At 47.5% G+C, this 12,127-nt stretch carries 8 protein-coding genes; 3 read left to right on the top strand and 5 right to left on the bottom strand.

Annotated features, from left to right (window positions below; translation table 11 throughout):
* Window positions 1–5: 5 nt before the first annotated feature.
* On the bottom strand, window positions 6–521 hold the full coding sequence (locus tag OWN49_RS15395; protein WP_003155578.1) for a type 1 glutamine amidotransferase domain-containing protein: 516 nt from the start codon (window positions 519–521) through the stop codon (window positions 6–8).
* A 220-nt stretch (window positions 522–741) separates the two neighbouring features.
* Here OWN49_RS15395 and OWN49_RS15400 point away from each other — a divergent pair, with 220 nt between their 5' ends.
* The 3 genes from OWN49_RS15400 (at window position 742) to OWN49_RS15410 (ending at window position 7,142) form a co-directional block, all read left to right on the top strand.
* Window positions 742–5,034, top strand: coding sequence for a multifunctional 2',3'-cyclic-nucleotide 2'-phosphodiesterase/3'-nucleotidase/5'-nucleotidase (locus tag OWN49_RS15400; protein ID WP_176283194.1), 4,293 nt, complete (start codon window positions 742–744; stop codon window positions 5,032–5,034).
* Between the two features lie 210 nt (window positions 5,035–5,244).
* Window positions 5,245–6,384 carry a YibE/F family protein gene (locus OWN49_RS15405; protein WP_176283193.1) on the top strand — a complete coding sequence of 380 codons (1,140 nt, stop codon included), beginning with the start codon at window positions 5,245–5,247 and terminating at the stop codon, window positions 6,382–6,384.
* Window positions 6,381–7,142: a YibE/F family protein gene (locus tag OWN49_RS15410; protein ID WP_076851432.1), complete on the top strand. Its 762-nt coding sequence runs from the start codon at window positions 6,381–6,383 to the stop codon at window positions 7,140–7,142. Before OWN49_RS15405 ends, OWN49_RS15410 begins: the two co-directional genes overlap by 4 nt.
* A 35-nt stretch (window positions 7,143–7,177) precedes the next feature.
* On the opposite strand, the gene OWN49_RS15415 is transcribed toward OWN49_RS15410, so the two are convergent.
* The 4 genes from OWN49_RS15415 to treP all read right to left on the bottom strand — a co-directional run bounded on the left by OWN49_RS15415 (window position 7,178) and on the right by treP (window position 11,893).
* Window positions 7,178–7,843, bottom strand: a complete 666-nt coding sequence (locus OWN49_RS15415) for an NAD(P)H-dependent oxidoreductase (protein ID WP_031378881.1) — start codon at window positions 7,841–7,843, stop codon at window positions 7,178–7,180.
* Between the two features lie 133 nt (window positions 7,844–7,976).
* Window positions 7,977–8,693, bottom strand: coding sequence for a trehalose operon repressor (gene treR, locus OWN49_RS15420; protein ID WP_165409755.1), 717 nt, complete (start codon window positions 8,691–8,693; stop codon window positions 7,977–7,979).
* A gap of 23 nt (window positions 8,694–8,716) precedes the next feature.
* Window positions 8,717–10,402 carry an alpha,alpha-phosphotrehalase gene (gene treC, locus OWN49_RS15425; RefSeq protein ID WP_072588259.1) on the bottom strand — a complete coding sequence of 562 codons (1,686 nt, stop codon included), beginning with the start codon at window positions 10,400–10,402 and terminating at the stop codon, window positions 8,717–8,719.
* Between the two features lie 75 nt (window positions 10,403–10,477).
* A complete protein-coding gene (gene treP / locus OWN49_RS15430) occupies window positions 10,478–11,893 on the bottom strand; it encodes a PTS system trehalose-specific EIIBC component (RefSeq protein WP_020955500.1) in 1,416 nt (471 codons plus the stop codon).
* Window positions 11,894–12,127 lie beyond the last annotated feature (234 nt).

Raw genomic sequence — 12,127 nt, forward strand, 5'->3', positions numbered from 1 at the left:
TTATATTACGCAAGCAGTTTTAATGATTCGCGGTTGAATGCCGGAATGTCATCCGGTGTGCGGCTTGTGACCAGCTGGTTCTGGCAGACGACGACTTCTTCATCCACCACATTCGCGCCCGCGTTTTCCATATCGATTCGGATTGAAGTAAATCCTGTCGCTTTGCGCCCGTCCAATGCTTTCGCGTTGATGAGAAGCTGAGGGCCGTGGCAGATGGCGAACACCGGTTTTTTATCATCCATAAACGCTTTGGCAAATTGGACGAAACGGTCATCCGCACGCAGCATGTCAGGTGAGAATCCGCCCGGGATCAGCAATGCGTCAAAGTCTTTCGGATTCACATCATCGATGGACGCGTCCACTTTCACTTCCGCTTCCCCTTGTTTTCCTTTGACTGTTTTTCCTTTTTCCTGTTCAATTACGGTTAATTCATGACCCGCATCTTTAAAAGCTTTCGCAGGTTCAGTATACTCGACATCCTCAAAGTAATCCGTTAATACAACTGCAATTTTTTTACCCATAGTTACTACCTCCTGCTTGATGAAGTCTACATAAATCCATGTACCCCAGCCACACTAACATCAAACATAGGTAACGCGTTTACCGCCCGCCTGTTTTACATAGGTCATTATCCTCATTTTTTATCTTTTCACAAGAATCATCATGAAATCTATATAAACTTTCACAAAATATTCTTACAATGGTACTGCATGACAAAATTTGTTGAAAGGTGGAGAACAGGTGAGAATACAGAAAAGACGATGCAGCGTCAATATGACACTCCGTATTCTGCTGCCCCTAGTTATGATACTTAGTCTGATCCTCCCAACATCACCCATTAAAGCAGAAGAAAACAAATCCTCCAGTGTGAATCTCAGCATTTTAGCCACAACTGACGTTCACGCTAACATGATGGACTACGATTACTACAGCGACAAACCGACAACGGAATTCGGGCTGGCCCGAACGGCTCAGCTTATTGAGAAGCACAGGCGCGAAAACCCGAATACAGTGCTTGTCGATAACGGAGACCTGATTCAGGGGAATCCCCTCGGAGAATACGCCGTAAAATATGAGAAAAATGATATCATTTCAGGCGCAAAGACCCATCCGATCATTGAAGTGATGAACAGTCTGCATTATGACGCAGGAACACTCGGCAATCATGAATTTAATTACGGGCTTGAATTCCTGGACGGGACAATCAAAGGCGCTGATTATCCGATCGTTAATGCTAATGTGAAAACAGTAAGCGGCGAAAACCGTTATACGCCTTATGTCATAAAAGACAAAACCGTCACGGATGAAAACGGCGGCAAGCATCAGCTAAAAGTCGGCTACATCGGCTTTGTTCCTCCTCAGATCATGACGTGGGATAAGAAAAATCTCGAAGGCCGCGTTCAGGTCGAGGACATTGTGGAATCCGCAAAGAAAACCGTTCCGAAAATGAAAGCTGAAGGAGCCGATATCGTCATCGCCCTCGCCCACAGCGGCATCGAAAAAAAAGCGCAGTCTTCCGGAGCGGAAAACGCCGTTTTTGACCTGGCAACGAAAGTCAGCGGAATTGACGCGATCGTATCCGGCCATCAGCACGGGCTTTTCCCTGATGCCGAATACAAAGGCGCTGCTCAATTCGACGTCGATAAAGGCACGATTAACGGCATCCCCGTTGTTATGTCAAGCAGCTGGGGCAAATATGCGGGCGTCATCGACCTCCGGCTTGAAAAAACAGACAGCGCGTGGCATGTGGAAGATGCAAAAGGCAGCATCGAGCCGATTGCCGGCAATGTGAATTCGGAAAACGAAACCGTCGTCAATACCGTCAAAAAAGCGCACGAAGGCACTTTGAAATACATCAGAGAACCCGTCGGCCAGACAAAAGCCGATATCAACAGTTTCTTCGCCCAAGTCAAAGATGATCCGTCCATTCAAATCGTAACGGATGCGCAAAAATGGTACGCTGAAAATAAGATGAAGGATACGGAGTACAAAGATCTGCCTATCCTCTCGGCGGGCGCCCCGTTTAAAGCCGGCGGGCGGAACGGCTCAAACTACTATACAAACATTTCCGCGGGCGACCTCGCCATCAAAAACATCGGCGATTTGTACCTGTATGACAACACGGTTCAGATCGTCAAGCTGAACGGAAGCGAAGTGAAAGACTGGCTCGAAATGTCCGCGGGGCAATTTAATCAGATCGATCAGGCAAAAGGCGGCAGCCAAGCGCTTTTAAATGACGCCTACCGCTCATACAATTTTGATGTCATTGACGGTGTCACCTATCAGGTCGATGTCACAAAACCGGCGAAATACAACGAAAACGGAACAGTCATTCATCCCGATGCAAGCCGGATCGTCAACCTTTCTTATCAAGGAAAGCCCGTCAGCGCCAAGCAGGAATTTCTGATCGTCACAAATAATTACCGCGCTTCAGGCGGCGGAGGATTCCCTCACTTAAGCAATGATAAAATCGTATACTCTTCTGCCGATGAGAACAGGCAGGTCTTAATGGATTACATCATCCAGCAGAAAACGATTAATCCGCAGGCTGATCATAACTGGTCCATCCTTCCGGTCAAAGGGACAAACCTGACATTTGAATCTTCCTTGGCCGCAAAGCCGTTTGCCGACCGCGCAGATGACGTCGCCTATATCGGTGAATCACAAAACGCGGGCTACGGACAGTACAAGCTCCAATTCAAAGATGATGAACCGGGCACAGATCCGCCGAAAGATGACGCATGGAAACTCACCGTTATGCATACAAATGACACGCACGCCCACCTTGATAACGCGGCGAGGCGGATGACGAAAATTAAAGAAATCAGAAGCGAAACCGACCGCAGCATTTTGCTGGATGCGGGAGACGTTTTCTCAGGCGATCTCTATTTCACAAAGTGGCAGGGGCTGGCTGATTTAAAATTGATGAACAGCATGGGCTACGACGCAATGACCTTCGGAAATCATGAGTTTGATAAAGGTCCGGGTGCTCTCGCCAGCTTCCTGAGCGGTAACGGGAGCGCGTCTGACCCATCCGGGAAATACAATTTTCAAGCGCCTGACTTTCCGCTCGTCAGTTCAAATGTCGATGTGGCCAAAGAGTCAAAACTGAGACCATTCATGAAAAAAGCAGACACATTTACGGCAGGGAAAAAGAAAAAAGCAGGCATCTATCCATATATTCTGCTTGATGTAAACGGAGAAAAAGTCGCCGTATTCGGCTTGACGACAGAAGATACGTCCGTCACATCAAGCCCGGGAAAAAGCATTGTCTTTCATGATGCCTTCCAATCCGCACAAGATACGGTAAAAGAAATACAGAACAAGGAACATGTCAATAAAATTATCGCCCTGACCCATATCGGGCATCAGCGTGATCTCGATCTCGCCAAAAAGGTAAAAGGCATCGACTTAATCGTCGGCGGACATACGCATACGCTTGTAGATAAAATGGAAATTGTCAAAAACGAAGAGCCGACCATCGTCGCCCAGGCAAAAGAATACGGCGAATATTTAGGCCGTGTCGATGTCGCATTTGACAAAAACGGCGTCGTCCTGCCGGAACAATCCTCTCTTCAAGCGCTACCGGTGAATGAGCAGACGAAAGAAGACCCGGATCTGAAAAAAGAGCTTGATCCGTTTAAAAAAGAGCTCGTCTCAGTTAAAAATGAAAAAGTCGGTTCAACGAAGGTCGCACTTGACGGCCAGCGCGAGCATGTCCGCTCCAAAGAAACCAATCTCGGAAACTTCATCGCGGACGGCATGCTGCAAAAAGCGAAGGAAGCGGCCGGCGCCCAAATCGCGATCACAAACGGGGGCGGCATCCGCGCGGGCATTGATAAAGGAGACATCACACTCGGCGACGTGCTGAATGTAATGCCGTTCGGCAACACGCTTTACGTCGCGGATTTAACCGGAAAACAGATCAAACAAGCCCTGGAACAAGGATTAAGCGGAATTGAAGCTCAAGGCGGCGCCTTCCCTCAAGTTGCCGGTTTAACATACACGTTTACACTGAATAAAAAGCCGGGACACCGCGTTCTTCAAGCTGCGACCGTACAGGATGACGGCAGTGTAAAGCCGATTTCTGATAAGAAGACATACAGAGTCGCCACCAGTAACTTTGTCGGTGAAGGCGGAGACGGATATTCCGTCTTTAACGAAGCGTCCCATAAAGAAGACCTTGGCTTTGCCGACTATGAGGTCTTCGTTGAGCAGCTTGAAAAAGCGGGAAAAGCGGTGGAACCGAAAGTTGACGGCCGCGCGCAGGAAGTGTACCTGCCGACGAGACAAAAAAACGATTCGTGGACGCTTGAAGATGACAGCGCATTTGCCGTCTATGCCAAAAACGCCAACACGCCGATCGTGTATTACGATAAGAATGACGGCGCCAAAAAGCCGATTGATCTCAGCGTGACCAAAAAACAAATCGGCCTGTTAAAGGACAGAACATCGGATTCTTCCCTTACGATCCTGCATGACAAGTTCAACATGAAAATGCCGATGGCAAACGCTGCTTCAGCTGATACACGATTCGGTGTGACGCCGAAAGGAAAAGTTAGCGGGGCGCTTTCAAATGTATACGACTTTACAATGAAGCAGAAAAACAAAGACATCAAAACATTCAATGCGCCGGTAAAGCTCACCCTGCGCATTGAGAATATGAAAAAGGCGAAACAGCCCGGCATTTATCATGTAGACCGGAAAAAGAACGTCTATACAAAAACAGACAACGGTTCGGTTTCACACGATCTCGTCACGGGCTATACAAATCATTTCAGTGAATACACCATATTAAACGCAAACACGAAGAGCGCGCCGCCGACAAGCGGCGATCATGGCTCCGGAAAGCAGCCAAGCGGACAAAAACCGTCATCCGGCCCTGCGCAGGACGGAGTATCGCCGGGCGGCCTGCTTCCTGATACGGCCACAACGATGTATTCCATCCTTCTTGCCGGGTTACTCATCAGCGCGCTCGGAACGGCACTGTATCTGTACCAAAGAAGAAAAGCAAAAAAAGTGAACGAAGCATAAAAATACCGCTTTTATCGGGCGGTTCATCCCAAAAGCTCTCCTGATCTGATATCAGGAGAGCTTTTTCTGCCGGTCCCCCCTCTGAGTCGACAGCCGTATGGCCGAGTGATAAAATATGAACGTTATTCGCGAAAGACTGCATCCGCATCGTTTAACACTTCACGGCAGGGCCTCTCTTTCACACGGCGCCGCCTGTTTGGAGGACTTTTTTTGAAGATTACAGGAAACAAACGAAACCGCATGTCTTACAAGAAAAAGCTGTTTTACGTGATAACAGCGCTTTGTTTTATCAGCTCGCTCATTTTTGTCACTCACAACGCTTCTTTTTATGAGCGGCCGATTGCCAAAGTGACGAAAACAACATTGGAACATCAGTCTGACGTACAGGACATGCATAAAAACAAAGATAAGATTTTCACTCAGACGATCACAGCCAGACTTGAAAACGGAAGTCAGAAAGGACAGCTCATTCATTTGTCCAATCAGTATTCTTTATCCGGAGCGAATGATCAGAAATATTCGATTGGCGATGAAGTATTCGTTTCTATTGATAAAGGGAAACCATCAAACAAAGATATATCGGGAAGCATTATAGATAAAAAACGGGATAAACAGATTTTGCTGATCGCTTGGGTTTTCATCTTCACCTTGCTTATCGTCGGCAAAAAACAAGGCTTCTTTTCGATCGTCAGCCTGATGTTTAATGCCGTTTTACTGTCGTTTGCATTAGATTTGTACAGGAAGCATCCTAATATAGGGTTAATTTTCATCTGCGGTATCTGTATTCTCATCTTTACTGTCATCTCATTGCTGCTTGTCAGCGGTTTTCACGCGAAAACATACGCCGCCATAGCCGCGACACTCGCAGGCACGTTCGTTTCCCTGCTGATTACGTATCTGGTAATGCTGGCAACCGGAGAGAAAGGTCTCAGATATGAGGAAATGCAGTATTTAACCCGCCCTTATCACACGGTGTTTATGGCCGGGGTATTTATCGGATCACTGGGAGCGGTCATGGATGTGGCCATTACCATGACGTCATCTGTCTTCGGATTATATGAAGAAAACAAGGGTATCTCATTACAAGCTCTCAGACGTTCCGGGATGGAGATCGGAAAAGACATCATGGGGGCGATGACCAACATTCTGTTTTTTGCTTATATAAGCGGCTCTATTCCGATGATGCTTTTGTATTTGAAAAATGATTCCCCGATAGGATTCACTCTTTCTATGAACATTTCCTTGGAAATAGCCAGAGCATTGGCCGGGGGGATCGGAATTGTATTAACCATACCCGCCAGTCTGTATGCTTCTGTCTTTTTTATTAAACGAAAGAAGGCAAGCTCATGAATGTCATCGTAATTCTCGCGGCGATTTTATTTCTATTAATGGTCATCATCGGCGGAAAAAAAGGAGCGAGGTCTTTTATTGCGTTATTCTTAAATTTCGGTGTTCTCTTTCTCACCATTATTTTCATGACAGACCCGCATATCAATCCGATTGTTTTAACATTGCTCTCTTCCGCCGTGATTTGCAGCATTACTCTTTTTTATATTAATGGAGGAAACGTCAAAACCGTAACCGCCTTTATTTCTGCAATGCTGACCATTGCATTGCTGCTGTTTTTTATTATGGCCGTAACAAAACATACTTCGATTCAGGGATTCGGTGAAGAAGAATTGGGGGATATCGGCATATTCACACTGTTTGTCGGGGTGGATTTTGTAAAGGTTACCGCAGCTATGATCATCATGGGCACGATTGGGGCGATTACCGATGTCGCGATTTCCATTACTTCACCCATGCGGGAAATTTACAGTCATAATCCGTCCATGAGCAGAAAAGAACTGTACACATTCGGATTAAGCATCGGGAGAGATATTTTAGGAACGAATACGAATACGTTATTCTTTGCTTTTTTCGGCAGCTATTTGGCTTTAATTATCTGGTTTAAAGACTTATCATACTCAGCTGAAAAAATAGTGAACTCAAAAGTATTCAGTGCGGAAGCCGTCACCATTCTTTGCGCCGGAATCGGGATCGGCATCATCATTCCCGTTACGTCCTGGATCACCGCCTGTTTTTTAGCAAAACCAAATAAACAGTAAAAGCTGCCGGGACACGCCCGGCAGCTTTTTTTATCTTATACCCACTTTACAACGTCTTTTGAGGCAGATCTTGTTTTCGGGCGCGGTTCTCTGACACGGTAGCCGAATGCGGCCATGACAGAGATGTCGAAACTTCCGTTTTCCAGAAGCCCTTCTTCTTCAAGAATCCGGTGGATTTCTTTATAGTTGAAGCCTTCAACAGGACAGGAATCGATGCCGATCTGCGCAGCGGCTGTCATCATATTGCCGAGGGCGATGTAAGTCTGTTTGGATGCCCAGTCAAACAGCGCGCGATCTGATTCAAGCAGATTGAAATCATTTTTCTGGAATTCTTCCGTTTTGCTGATATAGCCTTCATACATATCTTCCGGCATTTTTTTGACTTCCCGCAAGTGATTTTTGACATAATCGGCGTCAAAACGGATATCCTTTGCCGTCCGGGCAAGCAGAAGTACGAAATGGCTTGCGGTCGGCAGCTGCTTTTGCGCCCCCCATGTGAACTCGCGGAGTTTTTCACGAAGCTCCGGATTTTGAACGACGACAAATTTCCAAGGCTCCAAACCGAGTGAGCTTGGGGATAATCTTCCCGTTTCTAAAATGAATTCAAAATCGCTTTCTGAAATTTTTTTCTCAGGATCAAATTCCTTTGTGGCGTGTCTGAATTGATACGCTTCGATGATCTGCTGTTTTTTATCTGACATTCATGATCTCTCCTTTTCATCTCGTTATGTACTATTGTAGCCATTATTTTTGAAAGTACCAGTACGCACATTTTTGTTGGATAGTATTCATTTTGATACTGACAAAAAAACGGGCTGCCGCGGCAGTCCGTTTTTATTTTTCTCTTCTCGCAAAGTCGACGAAACGGAATTTATCGAGCCTGTGCCGGCTTTCCGTATATTGGAAGAGTCTGGTATCCTCCAAAAAGACGCGGTTTTTCACGACCGCCATATGGCTGAACCCGCTGAGATCCAAATACTTCCGGTCTTCCTCCCCCGCCGGCTCCACGACAATTTCCTTTTGCGCGTAGCTGATGGACAGGCCGAGCTCTCCTTCGAGATACTCATAGATCGAATCTTCGCAAATCGCCTTCGTCAATTGAGGCACATGTTTTTTCACAAAATAATCCTTGTCCAAAATAATATGTTCTCCGTCAATCCGTCTTGATCTGACGACTTCCCACACCTTTTCATCCGCTTCTGTACCAAGCTCTTTTGCGGCTTCTGAGGGAGGCAGGATCAGCCCGAGACGGTGAACCTCCGTTCTCGTCTCTTTTCCGAGCGTTTCCGAAAGCTCTTTGAAGCTGATCAGGCCTGAGACGGGAAAGCGCATTTTTTCTCTGTCTAATATGACGGAGCCTTTGCCTTTGATTTTCTGGATGTAGCCGTTTTGCGCCAGCATATTGAGCGCTTTACGGACGGTTTCTCGTGATGTGCCGTATTGATCGCACAAATCATTTTCAGACGGAAGAACGTCTTCAGCCTTCCGCTGGCCGCTTTCAATCTGCCGCACCATATCTTTATAGATTGTGATATATTTATTCACTTTCATTCATGACCACCCAGATTAGTGTATCACGCTTTTGTCAGATGATAAACGATCGATTCATACGGACGGAGCGTCAATCGTTCCGGCCGCCCTTCCCTCGGTTCATCATTCGTCAGCAGCACCGTAAACCGCCAGCCGTCCGTGTCTTTAAGCGGAACCGTAAAGTCCGCTTCTTTCCCGTAGAAGTTGTTGATGCACAGAAGTTTTTCATCCTTGCCGTGTCTGACGTACGCCAGAACCGCCGGATCATCTTCAGCAAGCAGCTCAAACGTTCCTTCAGTCACGATGTCATATTCCTTTCTGAGCTTGATGAGCTTCTGATAATGGTAGAAAATTGAATCCGGGTCCCGCAAAGCCGCTTCCGCGTTAATGTCCCGATAATCATCCGCCGCCGGAATCCAAGGCGTTCCCGTCGTGAAGCCGCCGTGCGGTCCGCTGTTCCATTGAACGGGGGTTCTTGCATTGTCTCTTGATTTCTCTTTTAAAATGGCGATAATGTCTTTTTCTGACACGCCTTCTTCCTTCATCTTTTTGTAAATGTTCAGTGATTCGACATCGCGGTATGAGCCGATGTCATCGAACTTCGGATTGCCCATGCCGATCTCCTCACCTTGATAAATGTAAGGCGTGCCCTGCATCATATGAATGGCCGCCGCCAGCATTTTGGCTGATTTCGTCCGGTATACGCCATCGTCTCCGTATCTGGATACGGCCCGCGGCTGGTCATGGTTGCACCAGAATAATGCGTTCCAGCCTCCGCCGTTTTGCATCTCCGTCTGCCAAAACGCTAAAATCCGTTTCAGCTTCAGAAAATCAAACGGAGCGAGTGCCCATTTTTCACCATTCGGATAATCCACTTTTAAATGATGAAAGTTAAAGGTCATATCGAGTTCTTTATTTTCAGGGTTTGTGTACCGGATGCAGTGGTCAGCCGTTGTCGAAGACATTTCACCGACCGTCATGCTGTCATATTTCGAAAACACTTCCCGGTTCATCTCATGAAGAAATTCGTGCACGCGCGGCCCGTCCGTATAATAAGGGCGCCCGTCACGGCCATCCTCGGCATCAGGAAACGATTGGTCTTTAGAAATGAGGTTGATCACATCCAGCCGGAAGCCGTCGATCCCTTTTCGGAACCAAAAATGCATCATGTCGTAAACCTGTTTTCTCATCTCTTCATTTTCCCAGTTCAAATCGGCCTGCGACACATCGAATAAATGCAGATAGTGCTGGCCTGACGCCGGGTCGAGCTCCCAAGCGGAACCGCCGAATTTTGATTCCCAGTTGTTCGGCGCCCGGCCGTCTTCCTTTCCGTCTTTCCAAATGTAAAAATCCCGATACGGACTGTCGGGTGACGAAACCGCTTCTTTGAACCACTGATGCTCGACTGATGTATGGTTTACGACAAGATCCATGACGACCTTGATTCCTCTTTTGTGCGCTTCATCAAGAAGGCGTTCAAAATCCTCCATCGTTCCGTATTCTTCATAAATGGTGCAGTAATCGCGAATGTCATAACCGTTGTCATTCTGCGGCGAATCGTAAATCGGCGTAAGCCAAATGACATCAATCAAAAGCTTCTGCAAATAATCAAGCTTCTCGATAATACCGTTCAGATCACCGATCCCGTTTCCCGTCGTATCATTAAAGCTCTTCGGATAAATTTGATATACCGCTGCCTTTTTCCACCATGGTGTGCTGTCTGTTTTCATTTTTCTTCACCGCCTGTATTGTTTTGAATTGAAAGGGAAAAGGGACAGCCTGTTAGAAGGCGCCCCGCAGTTTTTCTATTTTTGCCGTTTCAGCCGCGCATACCCGTATGTTCCCGCAAACGGGAGAATCAGCACGATCAGCATTCCGATCGCAAACGGACCCCAGTACCGGCTCATAATGGAGAAGATCCCCGGCACGCCGCCGACTCCGACCGAGCTTGCGAGAACGCCTTTGACGGAGATGAACATCCCCGCGATCCCCGAACTGATCATGGCGATCACAAACGGAAATTTGTAACGCAGATTCACGCCGAAAATCGCCGGCTCTGTAATGCCCAAATATGCGGAAATGCCGGCCGTCAGTGAAAGCCCCCGCTGTTTTTTATCTTTTGTAATCAGCATCATGGCCAGAGCCGCCGATCCTTGAGCGATATTTGACAATGCGAGCATCGGCCATAAAAATGTGCCGCCGAGCTTTGATCCGATTAATTGAAGATCGACCGCGAGAAACGTATGATGCATCCCCGTGATCACAAGCGCCGAATACAGCCCTCCGTACAGCAGGCCTCCGATGGCGGAGAATTGGCCGAAAACGGCAATCAATCCCGCCGTCAGCGCGTTACCGATCGCAAAGGTGATCGGACCGATGATAACAAAGGATAGAAAACCGATGACCAAAAGCGTCACCGGCGCGACGACCAACAGCTGAATGCCCTCCGGCGTCCGTTTCGTCAAAAAGAGCTCAAGCCTGGCAAGTAAATAAGACGCCAGCAGAATCGGAAGCACCTGACCTTGATACCCGACTTTCTGCACCTCAAGGCCGAACAGGTTCCACACCGGAATATCGCCGCTCTGCTCGGCGGCCCCGTAGCCCCATGCGTTTAACAGATCAGGATGCACCAGCATCAGCCCGAGCACGATGCCCAAAAGCGGGCTTCCTCCGAACCGCTTCACTGCCGACCAGCCGATTAAAGCCGGCAGAAAAGCGAAGGCCGTCCCTGCGATCAGATTAATCATATTGGCAAGATCCGCCCATTGCGGATACACTTGGACAATCGATTTCGTGCTGTAGAAAATGCCTTCCGCCGTTAAGATATTGTTCAGACCCATTAAAAGCCCGGCCGTAACGATCGCCGGCAAGATCGGAATAAAGATGTCCGCAAGCGTTTTCACAGCACGCTGCAAAGGATTCATTTTTTGCGCTGCCGCCTTCTTCACGTCATCCTTGGACGCTTCACCCATCCCCGTTTCCTTCACTAATTCCGCATATACTTTGTTGACCGTCCCCTGCCCGATCACGACTTGAAACTGCCCGTTTACCGCAAAAGATCCTTTGACAATGTCTATTGCATCAAGCATTTTTTGGTTTACCTTGGTTTCATCTATTAATGCAAACCGCAAACGCGTCACACAATGAGTCGCCGCCTCAATATTTTCAATTCCGCCGACAGCTTCAGCGATCTGCCGCGCAGCCCGGTTAAACTCACCCATGCCAACCCCTCCGTAACCGTTTTCATTTTGTCTCAAAAAAACTTGTATATACATGTTTACGACTCTATTGTAATGATGTATATACATGTCGTCAATCTATTTTTATAGCGCTTTCATCACAAATATACTGCGAAAGACCCTGAAACAAAAAAAGCCCCGCCGGAACCGGGCCTTGACTTCTTGTTTGGTCGGGAACATGTCCGGGCGAAATTCACAACAGGAGCACAAAAAGCA

The organism is Bacillus sp. NEAU-242-2 (assembly GCF_027853835.1).
Classification (GTDB): Bacteria; Bacillota; Bacilli; order Bacillales; family Bacillaceae; genus Bacillus; species Bacillus velezensis.

Bases quoted from the DNA above. Each gene is read 5' to 3' on its own strand.
- treC (WP_072588259.1), bottom strand. From the start codon at position 10,402: ATGAAAACAGACAGCACACCATGGTGGAAAAAGGCAGCGGTATATCAA.
- OWN49_RS15395 (WP_003155578.1), bottom strand. From the start codon at position 521: ATGGGTAAAAAAATTGCAGTTGTATTAACGGATTACTTTGAGGATGTC.
- OWN49_RS15415 (WP_031378881.1), bottom strand. From the start codon at position 7,843: ATGTCAGATAAAAAACAGCAGATCATCGAAGCGTATCAATTCAGACAC.
- OWN49_RS15410 (WP_076851432.1), top strand. From the start codon at position 6,381: ATGAATGTCATCGTAATTCTCGCGGCGATTTTATTTCTATTAATGGTC.
- treR (WP_165409755.1), bottom strand. From the start codon at position 8,693: ATGAAAGTGAATAAATATATCACAATCTATAAAGATATGGTGCGGCAG.
- treP (WP_020955500.1), bottom strand. From the start codon at position 11,893: ATGGGTGAGTTTAACCGGGCTGCGCGGCAGATCGCTGAAGCTGTCGGC.